The organism is Klebsiella sp. B345 (assembly GCF_051131735.1).
Lineage (GTDB): Bacteria > Pseudomonadota > Gammaproteobacteria > Enterobacterales > Enterobacteriaceae > Klebsiella.
The window spans coordinates 4,035,801-4,057,251 of the sequence record NZ_CP180443.1; the positions used below are offsets into that span (position 1 = coordinate 4,035,801).

The window sequence follows — 21,451 nt, forward strand, 5'->3', positions numbered from 1 at the left end:
TGAGTTTTTTTCTCACCCTAAAGAGGCTAACCGCCTGCTGTTAAATGCTTTTATTGGCAGAGCAAAGGTAAAAAAAAGCTAAATCACGGTCCGCGTAGCCGCCAGGCTGAGATGCATTTTCTGCATCGGGATTATTCAACAAACGCAATGGTGATAGACGGCATAACACGTTTTTATAGCCACATGATTTCACAACATGTGGACCGTTATGTCGCTGATTCTCATGAAAAGACGCAGATTTTTCTGGCCCACCTTCAGTCTGAACGGTTGGCCCTGGCTGCTGCCCGCGCTGGTGTTGGGGTTGTGGTACCTCGCCGCCACCGGGCACTGGATGCCGGAACAAATTCTACCTGCGCCGGCGGTGGTGGCAGATACCGCGCTGTCGCTGCTGGGGAGCGATCTGATTGGACAATGGGGCGTCAGCCTTCAGCACCTGGCGAGCGGGCTGCTGCTGGGGGTGATAGCGGGCACTCTGCTGGGGGCGCTGTTTGGCCTGGTGCCGGGCGCCGCCCGACGCATTGAGCCGCTGTTTTATGCGCTGGCGCAGATCCCGACCCTCGGTTGGATCCCGCTGTTTATGGTGCTGTTTGGTATTGATAACGGCCTGAAGCTGGCGGTTATAGTCAAAACCACCATCGTGCCGATGACCATCAACACCCAGCAGGCGGTGACCAGCGTGCCGTTAACGTTGGGGGAAGCGGCGCAGGTGATGAACTTCTCCCGCTGGCAGCGCCTGCGTTGGCTGGTGATCCCCGCGAGCCTGCCGGGCTGGTTCACTGGCCTGCGGCTGGCGCTTTCCCAGGCCTGGGTCTCGTTGATTGTGGTTGAGCTACTGGCCTCTTCCGAGGGCATCGGCTACCTGATGGTCTGGGGCCGTCAGCTGTTTCAGCTGGATATCGTCTTCGTCACCATTGCGGTAGTAGGCCTCAGCGGCTTGCTGATGGAATGGGCGACCAACCGTCTCTACACCCGGCTGGTATTCTGGCCGCAGCCTGCGACCGGGCGGCTGGCCTGGAAACCGCAGGCCAGCTGGCAGGCGTTTCAGCTGCCGTTAATGCTGCTGGTGCTGTGGCAACTGGCCAGCCAGTGGGGATGGCTTGATACCACTTTATTCTCATCGCCGCTGGCGGTGGCGCAGCGCGCGCTTGCAGGGATGCTCAGTGGTGAGTTGACCGCGGCGATGCTGGCAAGCCTGGGGCGGGCCTGTGCCGGCGGTGCGCTGGGGATTGCTGCCGGGCTGCTGTGCGGATTGCTGCTGGCCTTACGCCCGCGCGCCGGACAGATATTCACCCCGACGCTGAACGTCCTGCGCCATATCGCGTTGTTTGCCTGGCTGCCCCTGCTGACGGCATGGGTGGGTAACGACAACGGCGGCAAAATCGTATTCATTGCGCTGGCGGCTTTCTTTCCCATGTTCTTCAGTACGTTACAGGCCGTCGGTCAGCGCGATCCGCAGCTCGACGACGTGGCCAGGGTATTACGTTTTGGCGCTGTAACCCGCTTGCGGCAGCTGATTCTGCCGGGAGCCGCGCCGGGGATCTTTGCCGGCCTGCGTCTGGCTTTGATCTACGCGTGGCTTGGCAATATCGGTGCGGAATATTTCATGTCCTCCGGGACCGGCATCGGCAGCCTGATGATCAATGCGCAGCAGCTGCTTGATATGCCGACCATCCTTTGCGGGATGGTGCTGATTGGCCTCACCGGGGCGGCGCTGGATAAAGCCGGACGTTTACTGGAATTTCGCGCCACCCGCTGGCGCCAACAGGAGCAACGATGACCGCATCGACTTTGGTCTCTTTTCACCACGTGCGTAAATCCTGGCAACAGGTGACGGCGCTACACAATTTTAGCCTCGATATTGCCGCCGGCGAGCTGGTGGCGCTGGTCGGCAGCAGCGGATGCGGTAAATCGACGCTGCTGCGGATGCTGATTGGCCTTGAACCGGTCACGCAGGGGGAGATCCGCGTGAACGGTCAGCCGGTGGTTGGGCCAGGAAAAGATCGCGGCATCGTGTTTCAGGAGCCGCGGCTGTTTCCCTGGCTGAAGGTTATCGACAACGTAATGCTTGGCCTGGCGGATGAAGCGCTAAGCCGGGCGGAGAAGCGCCAGCGCGCGCTGGAGATGCTGACGCGCGTTCAGCTAACAGAGTTCGCTGATGCGCTGCCGGCGCAGCTTTCCGGCGGTATGGCCCAGCGGGTCGCGATTGCCCGCGGGCTGATCGCACGTCCGCAAATTCTGATGCTTGATGAACCCTTCGGCGCGCTGGATGCCCTGACACGCCACACCTTGCAGCAGGAGCTGCTGCGCATTCACCGGCAGGCGGGGACCACCACGTTGCTGGTGACTCACGATGTGGAAGAGGCCGTGGCGCTGGCCGACCGGGTGGTGGTGCTCTCGCCGCGCCCGGGGCGGATCCGTGAAGTGGTGACGCTGGCGCTACCGCATCCCCGTCAGCGCGACGAGGCGGGCTTCACTGCCGCCTGCCGCCAGATTCGTACATTGATTACTACTGCCTGATTTGACTATTTAAGGAGTGACAACATGGGACATCCTTCCGTCTACCCGACCGGGGCCACGCTTTACGATCCGCAGCGAGCGTGGAGCGGCTATACCGTTTTCCAGGCGACCGAACATGGTGCGGTGCTGGTGGACATGAACGGCAACGTGGTCCGCGAATGGCCTGAGCTACATGGCTTTCCGAATAAAATCCTGCCCGGTGGGGCGATCCTTGGCCACAGCGGCGAGCGCGATCCCCGTTACGGCATGCAGGATATGCTCGATCTGATTCAGGTGGACTGGGAAGGCAATATTACCTGGCGATTTGAGCGCTATGAGCAGGTCAGCGACCCTGGTCATCCGCCGCGCTGGATGGCGCGTGCGCACCATGATTACCAGCGGGCGGGGAACCCAGTGGGCTATTACGCGCCTGGGCTGGAGCCACAGGTGGAGGGCGGTAATACCTTAATTCTTGCCCATACCAACCTGGTCAACGAGGCGATTTCCGACAAGCCGTTGTTGGATGACACCATCATCGAAGTCGACTGGCAGGGCAACGTGGTATGGGAATGGCGATGCAGCGATCATTTTCACGAGCTGGGCTTTGACGAGGCGGCGCGGACGGCGCTACGCAATAACCCCAATATGCGCGCCAGCGGCGGCGGCATGGGCGACTGGATGCACATTAACTCGATGTCGGCGCTGGGGCCCAACAAATGGTATGACGGCGGCGATACGCGCTTCCATCCCGACAACATCATCTGGGATGCGCGGGAATCCAATATCATTGCCATCATCGACAAACAAAGCGGGCGGATTGTCTGGCAACTGGGGCCGGACTACAGCAAGCCGGAGCTGAAACACCTGGGCTGGATTATCGGCCAGCACCATGCGCATATGATCCCCCAGGGCTTGCCGGGTGCCGGCAATATTCTGATCTTCGATAACGGCGGCTGGGCTGGATACGGCGCCCCCAATCCGGCGTCGGCGGACGGCGTGAAAAATGCCTGGCGCGACTATTCGCGGATCCTCGAGATCAACCCAGTGACGCTCGATATCGAATGGCGCTATTCGCCGTATGAAGCGGATCTTCCGCAGCCGACCGATTCGTACCGCTTCTATAGCCCTTATATCAGCAACATGCAGCGCCTCGAAAACGGCAATACCTTGATTAACGAAGGCTCCAACGGACGTGTCTTTGAAGTCACCCGCGATCATGACATCGTCTGGGAATACATCTCGCCGTTCTGGGGAAAAACGTTAAATAACAATATGGTTTACCGCGCCTATCGGATTCCGTACCACTGGATCCCGCAGCTGGCGCCGCCGGCAGAAACCGCGATCGCGGCGGTGGATGTGCGCACCCTGCGCCAGCCCGGCGCGGCGGCGGCGGGTCCTGCCCAGAGCGTGGTGCGCGTTGCCGGCGTGCAACCCTACAGTAAAAGCGCCGATGCGCTGTGTGTAGCAACCGACAACGATACCCTGTTACGCAGCCCGAAACTGTTCCGCGTTGCCGAGAGCCGCTTTGTGCCTGTGAGCACGCCAAGTGAACTGGCTGGCGAGCATCCGATCCTGCTGTTTGTCGGGGCCGAGCGTTGCGTTCACTGCCGTAAGCTGTGGCAACGGCTGAGCCATGAGACGCTCGCCGACCAGATTGCGCCTCTTGAGACGCGTTACCTCGATGCCGATCGCCATCAGGCGCTGGCGCAACAGCTTGGCGTTCGCGGGTTGCCTGCGCTGCTGGTGCTGAAATCCGGCAAGCCGACGGCGCGGGCCCCGGCGGACCCGTCCGTGGACAGCCTGATTAACTGGCTGCAGAGCGCGGTACTGTAAGTCTGGCGCGTCAGGCGCAGACAGAGCAGGGCGGCCCGCGATCGTGGCGGACCGCCGTCTGGCAAATGTGACCGTTTTGCCGTTCGTTTTGCTACCCTTTGCCCTACGTACAGGCGAGTCATTCTCCTGTCATCTTCGTTAAGCATGCTCTGGCGAGCCAATTTTTGCTGAGTAGGGAAAGTGCATCATGTCCAACAATCTGACGATTTTCGACCTGGATAATACCTTGATTAAGGGCGACAGCAGCACGGTCTGGAGCCGCTTTCTGGTACGGGAAGGTTGGGTGAGCGATCCGGCATATCTGGCGCGGGAAACCCTGCTGATGGACGATTACGATCGTGGTGAGATGAATATCGCCGACTATGTTGCGTTACTGCAGGCGCCGCTGATCGGCGTGCCGCAGGCAGAGGTTGACGCGCTGGTGGCCCGCTGCGTGCGCGAAGACATTATGCCGCGGGTCTACCCGCAGGCGTGGGATCTCCTGCAAACCTTACGCGCACAGGGCGAACAGATGCTGGTGATTTCGGCCTCGGTGAGTCTACTGGTTCACGCGGTGGCGCAGGCATTGGGGATTGAGCAGGCGCTGGGTATCGATGTGGAGATGGCCGACGGCGGCTACAGCGGCGTGATTGCCGGCACGCCGAGCTATCAACAGGGGAAAGTGGTGCGGCTGGCGGCGTGGCAACAGGCCCATCCAGAATATTCGGGTGAGGTGACCTTCTACACCGATTCGATTAACGACCTGCCGCTGTGCCTGCATGCCGACCATGTCCGGCTGGTCAATCCCTGCCCGCAACTGGTGGCGGAAAATGCCCGGCACCAGTGGCCGGTGCTGGAGTGGCGACTGTGATTTATCCCGGAGACGGCGCATTGCGCCGCCTCCGGGAAACGCTAATCAGCTTTAAATAGCGGTACCACGCTGCCGCCAATATACCGGCGGCGCAGCCACGCGGAGAGCGTATCCATCGCCATCACCACCGCGACCAGCAACAGGGTAATAAACATCACCACGTCCCAGTTCCACAGGCGCATATTTTCCGCATAAATCAGGCCGATACCGCCGGCGCCGACGAAACCTAACACCGCGGCGGAACGGGTATTCGACTCAATCTGATACAGGCTCAGCGCCAGAAACGTCGGGAACGACTGGGTAAAAATGCCGAAGCGATGTTTTTGCAGGCCGTTAGCGCCCACGGCGGTCAGCCCGCGTCCGGGTGAACGATCGACCGCTTCATGCCCTTCGGCGTACAGTCGCCCGAGCAGACCGGTATCCTGCATGATAATCGCCAGTACCCCGGCCAGTGGCCCGAGCCCCACGGCGCGCACAAAAATCAGCCCCCAGATAGCCATATCAATACCGCGCAGGACGTCAAACAGACGGCGCATCAGCAGGGCGATAAAGCCGGGGATAAGCCCGCGCATGATGTTGCGCGCCGCGAGGAAAGAGAGCAACAGGGCAATCACCGTGGCGGTCAGGGTGCCGACGAAGACAATCGCCAGCGTGATGCCGATTTGCGTGAAGTAGTAGCGGAAGGGCCAGTTCCAGAAATCATGCCAGACAAACATCCGCAGCAGATAACGGCTGATTTGCTGCAGCCCGGTCGCCAGCTGCTCGCTGCTGATACCGAACTGCATAAAGAACCAGATGTAATAGAGCACGCTCGCCAGCGTCAACAGCCCGACGAAACGCAAATAACTCCCCTGAGCCCGATACAACTGCCGGTGCTGCCGGCGGCTGGCGGCTACATCCGGTTGGTTTTGCCATTGACTCATTTTTTCCCCTCGAGAACCCACTGTCGCAGGCGGCCGGACAGCATATCCAGCAGCGACACCACGATGATAATCAGCAGCAGCGTGATGCTGACCTGATCGTAACGATCCAGTTTGATATTGGTCATCAGTTCCTGACCGATCCCGCCGGCGCCCACCAGCCCAAGAATGGTGGACGAGCGGAAGTTAATCTCCAGGCGCATAAAACCGTAGGAGAGAAAGATCGGTTTAACCTGCGGCCACAATGCAAAACGGATCCGCTGTATCGGCGAGGCGCCGCACGCCAGTAGCCCTCGAACCGGCTTGTCCTGGGCGCTTTCCACTGCTTCGTAAAACAGTTTGGTCAGGCTGCCGACGGTGTGCAGCATCAGCGCCAGAAAGCCGGGAATTGCGCCAATGCCGAAGGCCATCACGAAAATCACCGCCCACGCCAGCTCCGGCATGGTGCGTAAAAAGGCCACCACTACGCGGATGGCAAAGCGCACCGGCGGCGGTGACCAGGCATTGTTGGCGGCAAGAAACGCCAGCAGGGTGGCGATGGCTACTGCGACCAGCGTCGAGGCCAGCGACAGCTGTAAGGTTTCCCAGATCAGCGGCAGCTGAATTGGCAGCCGGTAGCCCCAATAGGCCAGCGAGCCTTTGGTGTGGGCGTCGGCAAACAGGGTGCTGATATGGAGCGTCGGCAGCGTCTCATACATGTAATCGAGAAAATTCGGCAGCGAGTGCCAGATGGTGAAGAGATTAAATTCAGCGGCGCTGCCGGCAGCGAAGTAGAGCACCAGTAACAGCAGGGACCAGCCAAAGGTATCACGCTTTTGCCGCGACCGTACCTGCTGGTAATAACGTTCAAATTCTGTGTTCGATATATTCATACGTCGATGGGTCTTCAGCATGCCGCCGCCTCACGCTGGTGGTCGCGGAGGCGGCGTGGGGGCGGGATTAACGCGCGCTCACCAGCTCGCGTTTCATATCGATAATCTGCTGGAAATCGGCCACGCTGCCCGGGCCGATATGCTGGGTACCGCCCATGGCTTTGATAAAGCAGGCGTGGTCTTCGGTATCCAGTTTTTTGATCGCGGTGACCACTTTGGCTTTGAAATCAGCCGGCAGCGCATTGCTGACCAGGATCGGGCCGTTGGGGATTAGCGGCGATTGCCAGATGATGCGGATCTGCTTCATCAGATCGGGATGATCCATACGAATCAGGCGGTTAAAGGCGCCAACGCTGTAGCCGCTGTTGTAGTCGCCGACCATCGAGGTCCAGGTGACCGCCCCTGCGAACTGGCCGTTGAGAACGCCGAGAATGTCCTGCTCGTGGCCGCCGGAGAAGGTGACGCTGGAGAAGAAGTTTTTGTATTTATCATCTGACGTGCCGCCGAATTTCTGTTTAAAGGCGTGGTTCGGGATCAGGAAGCCGGAAGTGGAGTCCGGGTCAGCGAAGCCAAACGCTTTGCCTTTCAGATCGTCTAACGTTTTGTACGGGCTGTCGGCTTTCACGATCACCACTGAGTGGTAGCCGCGGGACTGATCTTTATCATCCACGGCGATCCCGACAATATCGACCGCTTTCGGGTTATTGATATAAACGGAAGCGTAGGACGAAGGCGACATGCTCAGCACCACGTCAACTTTACCGCCCAGCAGACCCTGGATAACGCCGGAATAGTCGGAAGAGTTACGTAATTTAGTATCGACGTTCAGCTCTTTATCGAGGAACTGTTTGACGCACTGGTTATCACCAATTTGCTGGGTGGCGTTCTGGCCCCCAAGGATCCCCAGATTTAATTCTTTTGGCTGTTCCGCAGCACCTGCCTGCCACGCCATCATTATTCCCGCAACCGCTGCGGATAAACGAACTGCACCAGTGATGTATTGTTTCATTATGTTGTCCGTGTGAGTGGCAATTAATGCAATTGGCTAATTTCATCCCCGTACAGCTGATGCAGAATGTCCTGCGTCAGCCGTGAAGGATGGTCGTCAAAAATAATGTTGCCCTTCGCCACGCCAATAACCCGCGTGCAATACTCTTTCACCAGCTCCACCGAATGCAGGTTCACCATCACGCTGATGCCCTGTTCGCTGATTTCGCGCAGGACGTTCATGATGCGCTGCGTATTTTTAGGATCGAGAGAGGCAACCGGCTCGTCGGCCAGTAAAATGCCAGGGTTCTGCATCAGCGCGCGGCAGATGGCGACGCGTTGCATCTGGCCGCCGGAGAGATTTTCTGCACGCTGTAGCGCGTGGGGCAGCATGTTCATCCACTCCAGCAGCGAAATGGCGCGCGCCCGGTCGGCGTCAGGGAAGATCTTAAACAGGGATTTCAGCGTTGAGGTCTGGCTCAGGCGGCCCAGCAGCACGTTGGTCAGCACGTCGAGGCGTGGCACCAGGCAAAAGTCCTGGAAAATCATGCCGCATTCGCTGCGCCAGGCGTTTAACGCCCGGCCCGTCAGCTTCGCCACATCGTGGGGCATGCCCACTTCCGGGTAGCTGAGGATCTCGCCGCTGGTGGCGCTGTGGGTGCCGTTCAGCACATGCAGCAGGGTGGATTTCCCGGCGCCAGAGCGGCCGATCACCCCCACCAGTTCACCGGCATGGAGATCGAAACTGATGTCAGCCAGCACGGTTTGCTGCGCGCTGTAAGACTTATTCAGGTTGCGCACGCTTAAGACTTTCCGCTGCCGGGCGCTATCCGGCTGACCCGCTGGCGGATAATCGCTGTCGCTGACCATGGCAAGAGAACTATTCATCACAGTGTCCAGATTCGTCATTAAACTGGGCACTATTAATGGTGTTTTATGTGATCGTTATATGACGGTAAGGCGAAAGAATGGTGAACGGCGCGGTAATTGCGTGAGCACGGACGGCGAAACCGGCAGGAAGAAATTGGCCCTGGCGCAGGATACCAGGGCCAGACAGACGGCCCGTCAGGCGGCCTGGCCGCGGGCGTGGCGCCGGGTAAAGCGGCGGTTGGCCAGCAGGCTCAGGCCACAGCACAGCAGATAGTAGACCACGCCGGTGAAGACAAAAATCGCCAGCGGGTAGATCTGTACCCGGTTGTTGACCTGACCGGCGACGGTGGTCAGCTCCGGGACGTTAACGATAAACGCCAGCGACGTGTCTTTCAGCAGGTTGATAAAAATCCCCACCAGCGACGGCTGCACGTTACGTAGCGCCTGGGGTAGGAGGATAAAGCGCAGCGTTTGCCCGGCCGAAAAGCCCTGGCTGCGGGCGGCTTCAGGCTGCCCGGCGGGTAACGACTGCAGGCCGGCCAGTACCGAATGCATTACTGACGCGGCGGTAAACCACGCCAATGCGAGGGTCACCGTTACCGCGCCGGGCAGGTCGCTCCCGGTGAGCATCGGCAGCAGATACCATAGCCAGAAAATAACGAAAATTAGCGGAATACCGCGGATCAGCTCGGCCCACAGAAACAGCACCCGACGCACCACGCCGCCGTAACGCCAGGCGGCTCCGGCCAGCACAATGCCGAGGGGGAGCGCCAGCGCCGCCGCGCCAATCGCCATCATCAGCGTCAGGGCGACGCCGCCGGGAATGCCTTCCGCCAGTCGTCCCCACAACAGGTAATCGAGGTTATCGGCGATCACCGCCAGATTAGCGTTCATGCGACAGGCTCCTGAGCGACGTTTTGCCCGGACCGAGACGCGTCAGCACCATCCCCATGATCACCCCGAGCGCCAGATACAGCGCCGTGCCGACGGCAAAAGCCTCCAGCGCGTGAGCGTTATAGCTCTCGATTTGCCGTACCTGGTAGGTCAGTTCAGCAAAGCCGATGCCGCTGGCGAGCGACGAGAGCTTCATCAGGTTCAGATACTGGCCGACGATCGGCTGCCAGGCGTTGCTCAGCCCCTGCGGCAGCAGGATATGGCGCAGTTCGCTCCATGGCGTAAAGCCCTGCGCGAGGGCCGCTTCCCGCTGGCCGTGGCTGACGGCACGTAGCCCGGAGGCAATCTCTTCTACCAAAAACGCCGAGGTAAACACCCCCAGCCCCCACATGGAGCAGAGAAACTCCGGCGTCAGCCACCAGACGTTGCCCGGCAGAATGGACCAGGCGTGGTCGGCATTAATGAAATCCCGCACCGCCAGCGGCAGCAGGTTCCAGGCGGCGAAATACCAGAACAGTAGCTGCACCAGCAGCGGGGTGTTGCGAAACAGCGAAACCCAGCAGGCCACCAGGCCACGCCCGGTTCGCCCACCGCCTAAACGCAGGGCCAGCAGCACAATGGCCAGCAATGTGGCCAGCAGGATACCGGCGACGCTGACCCACAGGGTGGTGAGAAAACCGGAAATAATCCACTGTAGCGGCTGCCCGCTCAGCACGCCGTGCCAGTCGAGTAGCGGGGTCATTCGAGACTCTCCTGGTGTAGCGGATCAAGCACCTTTTGCAGAAAGCGCCGGGTGCGGGCGTGCTGGGGCCGGGCAAAAAAGTCCGCCGGAGGCGCCACTTCGAGAATATCGCCGCCGTCGATAAACACCACCCGGTCGGCAATATCGCGGGCAAACTGCATCTCGTGGGTCACCACCACCATGGTGATGCCGCTGTGGGCCAGCTGCTTCATGACCAGCAACACTTCGCCAATCATTTCCGGATCGAGCGCCGAGGTTGGCTCATCGAAGAGGATAATTTGCGGCGATGAGGCGAGCGCCCGGGCGATAGCGACGCGCTGCTGCTGGCCGCCGGAGAGCTGAGAGGGCATATGTTGCGCCTTATCTTCCAGCCCGACCTGGTGCAGCAGCTCCAGCGCCCGCCCGTGGGCGGCATTTTTCTGCCAGCCGTGGACGCGCTCCAGCGCGAGGGTGATATTTTCCTGTGCCGTCAGATGGGCATAGAGATTGAACTGCTGAAACACAAAGCCGACGCGGCTGCGCAGCTGGCGCAGGGCGCTGTTCGTCAGCTGGCGGGTGGGTTTTCCGTCGATCAGGATCTCACCGTCGCTGAGGGATTCGAGCTGGTTGATCAGGCGGATCAGGGTTGATTTCCCCGATCCTGACGGACCAAGGATCGCCACCACTTCACCTGGCTCAATCTGCAGGTCGATCCCGTTGAGGACCTGATGGTCGCCGTAGCGTTTGGCCGCCTGGCGAAATTCGATACTGGCGCGCTGCAAATGCGAAAAATCCGCGGCCGAAGCCGCGGAGCGTGAAAACAGACCCGATAACATATTATTTCGCTTCTATGGTAAACGCGCGCGGCTGTGGGGTTTTGGTGGCAGGGCCAAACCAGACATCATAGATTTTTGCCGCCTGGCCGGATTGCTCCAGCTTCACCAGCTCGTCGTTGACCGCCTTCAGCAGCGCAGGTTCGCCTTTTTTAACCCCCACGCCAATCTCCTCTTTGCTCAGCAGGTCGGGGATGATTTTAAAGCTGGCTTTGTCCGGGGCCTCTGCCAGTAAACCGGCCAGAATGGTGCTGTCCTGGGTAATGGCCTGGACGTTGCCGTTGCGCAGCGCGGTCAGCGCCAGTGGAATATCGTCATAGGAGAGCACTCGCGACTGCGGGAAACGTTGGTGCAGCGCCTGTTCGCCGGTGGTGCCTTTGACCGCGCCGATCCGCGCCTTGCTGTAGCTGTCGAGCTGGTCTGGCGATTTGACCGGCACGAGGAACTGCTGGCCGGTAACAAAATACGGTGTTGAGAAATCAATCACCTGAGCGCGTTCCGGGGTGATAGTGATGTCGGCGACGATCAGGTCAGCCTTGCCGGACTGCAGCAGCGGAATACGGTTGGCCGGGTTAGTGGCGACCAGTTCCAGTTTTACCCCCAGCGACGTTGCCAACGCTTTGGCAAAATCGACGTCATAGCCCACCAGCTGGTGGGTTTTTGGATCAACCGAGCCAAATGGCGGGTTGGCATCAAAAGTGGCGACTTTGACCACGCCTGCGGCCTTGATATCGGCCAACTGGTCCGCCTGGGCCTGAGCGGTCAGTGCCAGAATCCCCAGTGCTAACGCGAGTGTTGTTTTTGCCATGCGCATAATCTATTCCCCTGAATCCCTGTTTTTATGTTGTGGCTATTACGCTCCCACAGATTCACCGGACCGGGCAAAGAAGAAAAAATGCTTATTTATATCGAAATACACATAAGGAAATCATGGGTATCTTTGCGCCAGCTATGTACCAGCTTCCGGGCGACGGGAAGGTAGGTAATTTGCGTCTTTTGGGAATCGTAATCCGGAATTGATATTTCCCGCCCGGCGTCGTCTGTGGTTGAAATAACGTCAGACACTTTGCGCCCCAACGGAGGAAAAATGAAAGTAGCACTATGGCAACGGATCACGGGCTGGCTGGCGTTTTTATCTAACGGTGAAGCCGGGCAGCAGGATACCCAACGCATGATGGAGGCAATATTGCCGGTCGCCAGCCTGTACGGCGTGGATATCGCGAATGTTGAAACCGGGTGGTTCCGTCATGATAAAACATACTGAGCGACGCAGGACGCGTGAAGCCTATTGGAATGAGGTGTGCTTTGTGTAGCGCGAGGCTACTGGCGGTTGCGGTAAACGGGACCCAAGCCGCAGCCGCCAGCAGCTTTAATTGTTGCCAATCCCTAACGGTTTGACCTTGCCATGCAGCGCCGGATTGTCGCTCTCATCTTTGAGATGCACGCCGGTGAGACGACGTAAAAACGCCTGCTCCAACAGCCACGCCAGCTTAAAGGCGGCGGCTTCATACCCCAGCCCGTCCGGGCGAATATTCGAAATACAGTTGCGCTCTGACTCCAGTCGCTGACGATGCGGTTGCCAGGTCAGATAGACCCCGAGGCTGTCCGGAGACGAGAGCCCTGGGCGCTCGCCAATCAATATCGCCACTGCTCTGGCCCGCAGCGTTTCGCCGATATCATCGCCCAGCGCCACCCGCGACTGATGGGCCAGCACCACCGGCGCCAGGCTGATGCCCAGCGTCTGCAGGTAGGGCAGCAGGGCGCGAATCAGCGGCAACGCCTGACGGTGTACGGCATACGATGACAACCCGTCGCCAATCACCAGCAACAGATCCGCCGGACGGGTGCCGCTGGCGGCCAGATCGGCACGGCTGGCGTCACTCAACCGCCGTCCGAGATCGGGGCGATTAAGGTAAATATGGCGATCGCTGGCGGCGCTGTGCACCGTTAATGATGACAGCCCCATCTCCGCCAGCGGCGGTTCCAGCTGCTCGCTTTCAAATGGCCGGTGAATCGCATCGCGGGCCCTGGCATGGGCAAGGCCGAAGTTGAGCACTTCACGGGTGGGCAGGCTGGCGCCGCTGCGTCCCAGGGCGATCCGCGCATCGGTAAATTCGCGTAGCGGGTTCCAGGCATCGGGTCGGTTCATACGGGGGCTCCTTGCGGCAGGACGGAGAGCAGCGGATGCCGGGCATCGGTCAGGCGCAGGGTGCCGTCCGGGTCGATAATCTGCATTTTCGCCAGCCAGGCGGCAAACTCAGGGGCGTGCTTTAGCCCCAGCAGGCGGCGGGCGTATAGCGCATCGTGAAACGAGGTGCTTTGGTAGTTGAGCATGATATCGTCGGCGCCCGGCACGCCGATGAGAAAGGTCAGCCCGGCGTTGCACAGCAGGGTCAGCAGCGTGTCCATATCGTCCTGGTCCGCTTCCGCATGGTTGGTGTAGCAGACATCGCAGCCGATCGGCAGCCCCATCAGCTTCCCGCAGAAGTGGTCTTCCAGACCGGCGCGGATAATCTGCTTACCGTCGTAGAGATACTCCGGGCCGATAAACCCCACCACCGTATTGACCAGCAGCGGCTCGAAATGACGGGCCACGGCGTAGGCGCGGGCTTCGCAGGTCTGCTGATCGACGCCGTGATGGGCGTTGGCGGACAGCGCGCTGCCCTGGCCGGTTTCGAAATACATCACGTGGTTGCCCAGGGTGCCGCGATTGAGGCTCAGGGCGGCCTCGCGTGCCTCCTGCAACAGTGACAGGTTGATACCAAAACCGCTGTTGGCCGCCTCGGTGCCCGCCACCGACTGAAACACCAGATCCACCGGCGCCCCGCGCTCAATCAACTGCAGGGTGTTGGTGACGTGGGTCAGAATGCAGGACTGGGTCGGGATGGCGAAGCGCTGGATAATATCATCGAGCATATGGTTGAGCTGCGCCAGGACCGGCAGGCTGTCGCTGGCCGGGTTGATGCCGATCACCGCATCCCCCGCGCCGTACAGCAGGCCGTCAAGCATGCTGGCGGCGATCCCTTTCATGTCATCCGTCGGATGATTGGGCTGCAGGCGGACGCTAAGGTGCCCCGGCAGGCCGATGGTATTGCGAAAGCGGGTGATGACCCGACACTTGCTGGCCGCAAGGATCAGGTCCTGATTGCGCATCAGTTTGCTGACCGCCGCCGCCATTTCCGGAGTGATCGCCCGGGCCACCTGTTGTAGGGTGGCGGTATCGGTGGCGTCATCCAGCAGCCAGTCGCGAAAATCCCCCACCGTCAGGTGACGAATGGCGGCAAACGCTGCGCTGTCGTGGGTGTCGATAATCAGCCGGGTCACCTCATCCTGCTCATACGGGATGAGGGGATTGGCCAGAATCTCGGTCAACGGGACGTCAGCCAGCGCAATTTTCGCCGCCATCCGTTCTTCGGCGCTATCGGCGATCACCCCCGCCAGGGCGTCGCCGGAACGGGCTGGCGACGCCTTTGCCATCAGCGTTTTCAAACTATCAAAGCGCCATACCTGGCCCGATAGCGTGGTTTTATACATGCCGACTCCTTACGAAACGATGCGCAGTTGCGGATCCAGCAGAGCGCGTTCACGGGCTGAGGCGGTTTTGCGAAACCACAGATAGCCCCCCAGCATCATGGCCGCGAAAATCAGCGCCAGCAGCGGGTTGTACCAGACCATCGCGACCAGGCAGAGTACCGCCATCGCCAGCGCGAAGGCCGGAGCCCACGGGTAGAGCGGCGCACGGAATGGACGAATCAGGTTCGGCTCGCTGCGGCGCAGCTTAAACAGCGCCGCCATCGAGGTGATATACATAACAATAGCGCCAAATACCGACATCGTGACGATGCAGGCGGTCAGCGGCATGCCGCTGATGGTGATCAGCGAATCGGAGAAAATCGCCGCGATGCCGACTACCCCCCCGGCCAGGATCGCCAGATACGGGGTGCGGGTACGGCGGTTGAGGGTGGCAAGGCTGGCGGGCAGGTAGCCGGCCCGCGCCAGGGAGTAGATCTGGCGCGAATAGCCCATAATGATGCCGTGGAACGACGCCACCAGGCCAAACAGCCCCAGCCAAACCAGCATATGCAGCCAGCCGCTGCTGCTGCCGACCACCATTTTCATCGCCTGCGGCAGCGGGTCGTTGATATTGGCGAGAGTGCGCCAGTCGCCGACGCCGCCAGCAAACACCATCACCCCGATAGCCAGAACGGTCAGGGTCAGGATGCCGCCACCGAGCGCGCGTGGAATGGTCCGCTGCGGGTCTTTGGCTTCTTCGGCCGCCATCGATGCGCCCTCGATAGCCAGAAAGAACCAGATGGCAAACGGAATGGCGGCAAACATTCCCGGCAGCGCCAGGCCGCTGAAGCTTTCCGCTCCCGCCCAGCCGTTGGCGGTAAAGTTGCTCCATGAGAAGCCTGGCGCGACCACTCCCATAAACACCAGCAGCTCGAAAATCGCCAGCAGGGTGACAATCAGCTCGAAGGTGGCGGCAATCCCGACGCCAAGGATATTCAGCGTCATAAAGACCACGTAGGCACCGCAGGCCACCCATTTGGGATCCAACGCCGGAAACTGGACGTTAAGATAGGCGCCGATCGCCATGGCGATAGCCGGGGGCGCAAAGACGAATTCAATCAGGGTGGCAAACCCGGCGATAAAGCCGCCGGTGGGGCCAAAGGCGCGGTAGGCATAGGCAAACGGCCCGCCGGCGTGGGGAATAGCGGTGGTCAGTTCGGTAAAGCTAAAGATAAAGGCGCAGTACATGGCGGCAATCGCCAGCGCCACAATCATAAAGCCCATCGTCCCGGCCTGGGACCAGCCGTAGCTCCAGCCAAAATACTCGCCTGAGATCACCAGCCCGACGGCTATCCCCCATAAACGGAAACTGCCGAGCGTTCTTTTTAATGTTGTCGTTTGCCCTGTCATATTCGCTGCCTCGCCAGATGAAGAGACTCATAGCGTTGCAAAGAGAATGCCATCTTCCTGGCATGGACTTTCGCGCGCTGGCGTGAGGCGATGCGCAAAAAAGAGGCGGCCTGCACGACGATTGACAGCCGTTATGGTGCAGACCGCCTCCTGCGCTTAAGGCGGTGGGTACTCGGGGTTATTCGCTGACGATGGCACCGGCATCTTTGCGGATTGCCGGGCCGCTTTTCACCTTGAGGGTGAGGCCTTTGGTCGCCAGTTCGGCGTTACGCACCCGGATGCCGTTCTCCGCTTCAATATTGACGTTGGTAAAATGGAAGCCGCTGAGCGGGGCTTCCGGCGTCCCGATGATATAGGCCGCGGCTTTGCTGTTGCCGGTCGAGGTTAAATTTTCGACGGTGATATTGCTAAAGTGCGGCGTTTTGTACTGGTCGAACGGCTGCTTTGGATCGCTGTCCGGCGGATAGATCTGTTCGCCAAGGGTAAAACCGCCTGCCTGTAGCTGCTTGTCGACTTCCGCCTGCACAATCGGCGCCGCTTTGTAGTACGCGGAGAAGACCAGTGGGACCTCAACGTCATGCATTTTGGTATTGCGGTAAACGATGTTCTTCACCTCGCCGCCTTTGCCGCGCGGGCTCTTAATGCGGATGCCGTACATCGAGCCGTCAAAGGTATTATTTTCCACCACGACGTTATTGACCCCGCCAGAGCTTTCGCTGCCGATGGAGATCCCGCGTCCCTGCTTCAGAGTATTGTTGGCGATGTAGATATTACTTACCACCCCATCAGGGAAACGCGGGTCGGCTTTCTCTGCTTTGATGGCGATATGATCGTCGTTGCAGTCGATGTAGTTATTGGTAATGCGGATATTCTGGCTATCAATCGGGTCGATGGCATCAGTGTTCGGTGCATGCCAGGGCGAGAGAATGCGCGTGCCGTTGATGTCGACGTCGTGGGCGTAGCGGGTCACCACGTGGAAGCTTGGCGAATGGGTCAGCGTGACGCCGTCGATCAGCACATTGTTCGCACGGGTGATGTAAATCAGCCGCGGTCGGTCGGTGCCGCCTTTCTTGCCGGTGGCGCGGATATTTTCCCGCCAGCGTTCCCACCACACCGCGCCCTGGCCGTCGATGGTGCCTTCGCCGACGATCGCGACGTTTTGCGCATCGGCGATGCTGATAAACGGCAGCCAGCCATTTTCCGCTTCGGCATATTTGGTTTTGTCATCGCCGCGATAGGCCGCGACCTCGGTCGATGCCACCAGGGTGGCATCTTTTTCCAGTTTGAGCTGAATATGACTCTTCAGAAACAGCGGGTTAGTCAGATAGTTGCCCTTGGGGACCAGCACGGTTCCACCGCCTGCGGCGGCGCAGTCATCAATTGCTTTTTGGATGGCTGCGGTATTGAGCGCTATTTGCAGGCGATGGCCCTCCGCGCCATAGCGGGTGATATCACAGACTTTATCGGGAAAGGTCACCTGACTTGCCGCCTGCGCGGGCACAACCGGCAGGATGCCCGCCGCGGTCACGGCAGCCAACAGAGGAAGAGTACGGCGTTTCATGAATACGTCCTTTTTTTGGTTTTGTGTTTTATAAAATTAGCACTCACATTTTATTGTTAGCCGTGCGGCGATCACGATTTACGCTTTGTGGTTAATTTGCCTGAATATCGCGCGTTTTTTTCTGGCGTATGCCCATCAAAAAATCGCTCTGGCGACGAGAATGTGCGGGGGTTTTTGCAATTTGGCGTGGGGCAGGGTATAACAAATCCTCTTTGGATGTTTAGATGTCCATACGTTTAGAAGGTAATATGCAAACAACACCACAACAAGGTGGGCAATTAAAGCGCACCATGAAGACCCGCCACCTGATCATGCTGTCATTGGGGGGCGTTATTGGCACAGGGTTATTCTTCAATACCGGCTATATCATCTCCACCACCGGCGCGGCAGGTACGCTGCTGGCCTATCTGATCGGTGCGCTGGTGGTGTGGCTGGTGATGCAGTGTCTGGGCGAACTGTCGGTGGCGATGCCGGAGACCGGCGCGTTTCACGTCTATGCCTCACGCTATCTTGGCCCGGCGACCGGGTATACCGTGGCGTGGCTGTACTGGCTCACCTGGACGGTGGCGCTCGGTTCCAGCTTTACCGCTGCCGGATTTTGCATGCAGTACTGGTTTCCGCAGATCCCGGTGTGGATCTGGTGCGTGCTGTTTTGCGTGATTATCTTTGGCCTGAACGTGATTTCTACCCGCTTTTTTGCCGAAGGGGAGTTCTGGTTCTCGCTGGTGAAAGTGATCACGATTATCGCGTTCATTATTCTCGGCGGCGCCGCGATTTTCGGCATTATTCCGATGCAGGATGGCTCGCCGGCCCCTGGTCTGCATAACATCACCGCCGAAGGCTGGTTCCCGCACGGCGGGCTGCCGATCCTGATGACCATGGTGGCGGTGAACTTTGCGTTCTCCGGTACCGAGTTGATTGGCATCGCGGCGGGAGAGACGGAAAACCCACATAAAGTGATCCCGGTGGCGATTCGCACCACCATCGCCCGGTTGATTATCTTTTTTATCGGCACCGTCTTTGTGCTGGCGGCGCTGATCCCGATGCAGCAGGCCGGGGTGGAAAAAAGCCCGTTCGTGCTGGTGTTTGAAAAAGTCGGTATTCCGTATGCCGCGGATATTTTTAACTTCGTGATCCTGACGGCGATCCTCTCGGCGGCGAACTCCGGACTGTATGCCTCCGGGCGGATGCTGTGGTCGCTGTCGAATGAAAAAACGCTGCCGGCGTGCTTTGCCAAAGTGAATAAAAACGGCGTCCCGCTGACTGCGCTGTCGGTCAGTATGCTGGGCGGCGTGCTGGCGCTGTTCTCCAGCGTCGTGGCGCCGGATACGGTCTTTGTGGCGCTGTCGGCGATTTCCGGCTTCGCGGTGGTGGCGGTATGGCTAAGCATTTGCGCCTCGCACTTTATGTTCCGCCGTCGCCATCTGCAGCAGGGAAAAGCGCTGAGCGACCTGCATTATCGTGCGCCGTGGTATCCGCTGGTGCCGGTACTGGGCTTCATTTTATGCCTGGTAGCCTGCGTTGGCCTGGCGTTTGACCCCAGCCAGAGAATTGCGCTGTGGTGCGGGATCCCGTTCGTGGCGCTGTGCTATGGTGCCTACTATCTGACCCGTTCACGGAAATTGACCCAGGAGCCTCAACATGTCGCAGAATAATCCGCTAACCGCCATCCTCGCCAGTCAGCCCTTTGTCCTGCTTGATGGCGCGATGGCAACAGAGCTGGAAGCACGCGGCTGTAATCTGGCCGACAGCCTGTGGTCGGCAAAAGTGCTGCTGGAAAACCCGCAGCTGATCCGCGATGTGCATCTCGATTACTTCCGCGCCGGGGCGCAGGTGGCGATCACCGCCAGCTATCAGGCGACGCCGGCCGGATTTGCCGCCCGCGGGCTGGATGAGGCCCAGTCGAAAGCGCTGATTAGCCGTAGCGTTGAGCTGGCGCGCAAGGCGCGAGAGGCTTATCTGGCGGAGAACCCACAGGCCGGCACGCTGCTGGTCGCCGGTTCCGTTGGGCCGTACGGCGCGTTCCTGGCGGACGGATCGGAGTATCGTGGTGACTATGCGCGCAGCCGCGAAGTGTTTCAGGATTTTCATCGCCCACGCGTAGAGGCGCTGCTGGATGCCGGGGCCGATTTGCTGGCCTGCGAAACCCTGCCATCGTTTGCTGAGACAGCCGCGCTGGCGGAGCTGCTGAGCGGCTACCCAAGCGCGCGGGCCTGGTTCTCGTTCACCCTGCGTGATAGCGAACATCTGAGTGACGGAACGCCGCTGCGCGAGGTGATCACTCTGCTGCAGGGCTACCAGCAGGTGGTGGCGGTGGGCATTAACTGCATCGCGCTGGAAAACACCACCGCCGCGCTGACCCATCTGCAGAGCCTGACTCCGCTGCCGCTGGTGGTGTACCCGAACTCCGGCGAGCATTACGACGCGCAGAGTAAAACCTGGCATCATCATGGCGAAAGCTGCGCCACGCTGCAGGATTATCTGCCGCAATGGCTGGCGGCGGGGGCGAAGCTGATTGGCGGTTGCTGCCGGACCACGCCGAAGGATATTGCTGAGCTCCACGCACGGCGCTGAGGTCGCGTCGACTTACCCGACCTGCTGCTGCACGTTGCAGGCCGGGTAAGGCGTCAGCCGGTATGCATTACGCCGCATCGGCTAAGATAAACATCCCGTAGGGGTGGATTTCAAGGTAGTAGTGCTCACCGACGTCCGGCTGCAGGCGGGTGGCGTTGACCTGCAATAAGATCTCCTGCCCGTGCCACTCCACCGTCACCTCATACTGCGGCCCCATATACGCCACGTGGCGGATCACGCAGCGCTGGCTCTCCTCGCCGCGATCGCTCAACGTAATGGCTTCCGGACGCACGCCGACGGTTCCCGCACCCTGGGTGACAAAATGCGCTGGTCGCGGCAGACGGTAGCCGTAGATATCGACCGCGTCCTGCTGGAAGGTGGCCGGGAACAGGTTGGCGTCCCCCATAAAGCTCGCCATAAAGCGCGATGCCGGCTGGCGGTAGAGATCCTGCGGCGAGCCCATCTGCATGATATGCCCCTTGTTCATTACCAGCACGGTATCGGAGACCGCAAAGGCTTCGCTCTGATCGTGGGTCACGTACAGCGAGGTGATATCAAACTGCTTTTGCAGCTCGCGGATCTTGTCGCGCATGCTGCGGCGCAGGTTGGCGTCAAGGTTGCTCAGCGGCTCATCAAATAACAGCACTTTCGGCTTGAGGATCAGCGCCCGCGCCAGCGCCACGCGCTGCTGCTGACCGCCGGAGATCTGATCGACATAGCGGTCTTCGAATCCTTCCAGATCCACCATCGCCAGCGCCTCTTTGACGCGGGTTTTCACTTCGCTGCGCGATACGCCCAGCATTTTCAGGCCATAGCCGACGTTTTCTCCCAGCGACATATGCGGGAACAGGGCGTAGGACTGAAAGACCATACAGATATCACGCTGCTGAATCGAACGATGAGTCACGTCTTCGCCATCAATGAAAATCTGCCCTTCACTGGGTTTTTCCAGCCCGGCCACCAGACGCAATATGGTGGTTTTCCCGCAGCCGGAAGGGCCGAGCAGGGTCACCATTTGCCCCTGGGGGATCGTCAGATTGATGTTGTCGATAACCATGTTACTGCCGAATCGCTTGGTGACGTTGCGCAGTTCAACGAAATTTTTCTGGCTCATAGT

20 protein-coding genes are annotated in these 21,451 nt (G+C 59.6%); 7 read left to right on the forward strand and 13 right to left on the reverse strand.

The window, feature by feature from the left end; all coding sequences use genetic code 11:
* Nucleotides 1-208: 208 nt before the first annotated feature.
* From ACMYSO_RS18960 to ACMYSO_RS18975, 4 genes are all read left to right on the forward strand, one after another.
* Nucleotides 209-1,777 carry an ABC transporter permease gene (locus ACMYSO_RS18960; protein ID WP_434666784.1) on the forward strand — a complete coding sequence of 523 codons (1,569 nt, stop codon included), beginning with the start codon at nucleotides 209-211 and terminating at the stop codon, nucleotides 1,775-1,777.
* A complete protein-coding gene (locus ACMYSO_RS18965; RefSeq protein WP_434666786.1) occupies nucleotides 1,774-2,517 on the forward strand; it encodes an ABC transporter ATP-binding protein in 744 nt (247 codons plus the stop codon). Before ACMYSO_RS18960 ends, ACMYSO_RS18965 begins: the two co-directional genes overlap by 4 nt.
* 24 nt (nucleotides 2,518-2,541) lie before the next feature.
* Nucleotides 2,542-4,329, forward strand: coding sequence for an aryl-sulfate sulfotransferase (locus ACMYSO_RS18970; RefSeq protein WP_434666789.1), 1,788 nt, complete (start codon nucleotides 2,542-2,544; stop codon nucleotides 4,327-4,329).
* A gap of 187 nt (nucleotides 4,330-4,516) precedes the next feature.
* Complete coding sequence (locus tag ACMYSO_RS18975) at nucleotides 4,517-5,179, forward strand: HAD family hydrolase (protein WP_434666792.1); 663 nt, start codon at nucleotides 4,517-4,519, stop codon at nucleotides 5,177-5,179.
* A gap of 41 nt (nucleotides 5,180-5,220) precedes the next feature.
* Here the strand turns inward: ACMYSO_RS18975 and phnE (ACMYSO_RS18980) are convergent, their stop codons facing one another.
* The 8 genes from phnE (ACMYSO_RS18980) to ACMYSO_RS19015 form a co-directional block, all read right to left on the reverse strand.
* Entirely contained in the window at nucleotides 5,221-6,102 is an 882-nt protein-coding gene (gene phnE, locus ACMYSO_RS18980; RefSeq protein ID WP_434666795.1) for a phosphonate ABC transporter, permease protein PhnE, read from the reverse strand.
* Nucleotides 6,099-6,971 carry a phosphonate ABC transporter, permease protein PhnE gene (gene phnE / locus ACMYSO_RS18985; protein WP_434670841.1) on the reverse strand — a complete coding sequence of 291 codons (873 nt, stop codon included), beginning with the start codon at nucleotides 6,969-6,971 and terminating at the stop codon, nucleotides 6,099-6,101. The genes phnE (ACMYSO_RS18980) and phnE (ACMYSO_RS18985) overlap by 4 nt, the downstream gene beginning before the upstream one ends.
* 67 nt (nucleotides 6,972-7,038) lie before the next feature.
* Nucleotides 7,039-7,980, reverse strand: a complete 942-nt coding sequence (gene phnD / locus ACMYSO_RS18990; protein ID WP_434586237.1) for a phosphonate ABC transporter substrate-binding protein — start codon at nucleotides 7,978-7,980, stop codon at nucleotides 7,039-7,041.
* Between the two features lie 23 nt (nucleotides 7,981-8,003).
* Nucleotides 8,004-8,846 carry a phosphonate ABC transporter ATP-binding protein gene (gene phnC, locus ACMYSO_RS18995; protein ID WP_434666798.1) on the reverse strand — a complete coding sequence of 281 codons (843 nt, stop codon included), beginning with the start codon at nucleotides 8,844-8,846 and terminating at the stop codon, nucleotides 8,004-8,006.
* Nucleotides 8,847-9,023: 177 nt separating this feature from the next.
* Complete coding sequence (locus ACMYSO_RS19000) at nucleotides 9,024-9,722, reverse strand: amino acid ABC transporter permease (protein ID WP_434666801.1); 699 nt, start codon at nucleotides 9,720-9,722, stop codon at nucleotides 9,024-9,026.
* Nucleotides 9,712-10,464, reverse strand: a complete 753-nt coding sequence (locus ACMYSO_RS19005; RefSeq protein ID WP_434666804.1) for an amino acid ABC transporter permease — start codon at nucleotides 10,462-10,464, stop codon at nucleotides 9,712-9,714. Before ACMYSO_RS19005 ends, ACMYSO_RS19000 begins: the two co-directional genes overlap by 11 nt.
* Nucleotides 10,461-11,279, reverse strand: a complete 819-nt coding sequence (locus ACMYSO_RS19010) for an amino acid ABC transporter ATP-binding protein (protein WP_434666807.1) — start codon at nucleotides 11,277-11,279, stop codon at nucleotides 10,461-10,463. Before ACMYSO_RS19010 ends, ACMYSO_RS19005 begins: the two co-directional genes overlap by 4 nt.
* A 1-nt stretch (nucleotide 11,280) precedes the next feature.
* The gene (locus ACMYSO_RS19015; RefSeq protein ID WP_434666810.1) at nucleotides 11,281-12,090 is read right to left on the reverse strand and encodes an ABC transporter substrate-binding protein; all 810 of its coding nucleotides are present in this window, start codon (nucleotides 12,088-12,090) and stop codon (nucleotides 11,281-11,283) included.
* A 273-nt stretch (nucleotides 12,091-12,363) separates the two neighbouring features.
* Here ACMYSO_RS19015 and ACMYSO_RS19020 point away from each other — a divergent pair, with 273 nt between their 5' ends.
* Nucleotides 12,364-12,540, forward strand: coding sequence for a hypothetical protein (locus ACMYSO_RS19020; RefSeq protein WP_434586231.1), 177 nt, complete (start codon nucleotides 12,364-12,366; stop codon nucleotides 12,538-12,540).
* 105 nt (nucleotides 12,541-12,645) lie between these two features.
* Here ACMYSO_RS19020 and eutC read toward each other — a convergent pair whose 3' ends face one another.
* From eutC to ACMYSO_RS19040, 4 genes are all read right to left on the reverse strand, one after another.
* Nucleotides 12,646-13,425, reverse strand: a complete 780-nt coding sequence (gene eutC / locus ACMYSO_RS19025; protein WP_434666813.1) for an ethanolamine ammonia-lyase subunit EutC — start codon at nucleotides 13,423-13,425, stop codon at nucleotides 12,646-12,648.
* Nucleotides 13,422-14,810 carry an ethanolamine ammonia-lyase subunit EutB gene (locus tag ACMYSO_RS19030; RefSeq protein ID WP_434666816.1) on the reverse strand — a complete coding sequence of 463 codons (1,389 nt, stop codon included), beginning with the start codon at nucleotides 14,808-14,810 and terminating at the stop codon, nucleotides 13,422-13,424. The genes eutC and ACMYSO_RS19030 overlap by 4 nt, the downstream gene beginning before the upstream one ends.
* Nucleotides 14,811-14,819: 9 nt before the next feature.
* A complete protein-coding gene (gene eat, locus ACMYSO_RS19035; protein WP_434586229.1) occupies nucleotides 14,820-16,199 on the reverse strand; it encodes an ethanolamine permease in 1,380 nt (459 codons plus the stop codon).
* Nucleotides 16,200-16,377: 178 nt separating this feature from the next.
* On the reverse strand, nucleotides 16,378-17,760 hold the full coding sequence (locus ACMYSO_RS19040; protein WP_434666818.1) for a glycoside hydrolase family 28 protein: 1,383 nt from the start codon (nucleotides 17,758-17,760) through the stop codon (nucleotides 16,378-16,380).
* A 248-nt stretch (nucleotides 17,761-18,008) separates the two neighbouring features.
* On the opposite strand from ACMYSO_RS19040, the gene mmuP reads away from it, so the two are divergent.
* Both mmuP and mmuM read left to right on the forward strand, forming a co-directional pair.
* Nucleotides 18,009-19,415, forward strand: a complete 1,407-nt coding sequence (gene mmuP, locus ACMYSO_RS19045; protein WP_123755618.1) for an S-methylmethionine permease — start codon at nucleotides 18,009-18,011, stop codon at nucleotides 19,413-19,415.
* Nucleotides 19,402-20,334: a homocysteine S-methyltransferase gene (gene mmuM, locus ACMYSO_RS19050; RefSeq protein ID WP_434666821.1), complete on the forward strand. Its 933-nt coding sequence runs from the start codon at nucleotides 19,402-19,404 to the stop codon at nucleotides 20,332-20,334. The genes mmuP and mmuM overlap by 14 nt, the downstream gene beginning before the upstream one ends.
* A gap of 67 nt (nucleotides 20,335-20,401) precedes the next feature.
* On the opposite strand, the gene fbpC is transcribed toward mmuM, so the two are convergent.
* Nucleotides 20,402-21,448 carry a ferric ABC transporter ATP-binding protein gene (gene fbpC, locus ACMYSO_RS19055; RefSeq protein ID WP_434666824.1) on the reverse strand — a complete coding sequence of 349 codons (1,047 nt, stop codon included), beginning with the start codon at nucleotides 21,446-21,448 and terminating at the stop codon, nucleotides 20,402-20,404.
* Nucleotides 21,449-21,451 lie beyond the last annotated feature (3 nt).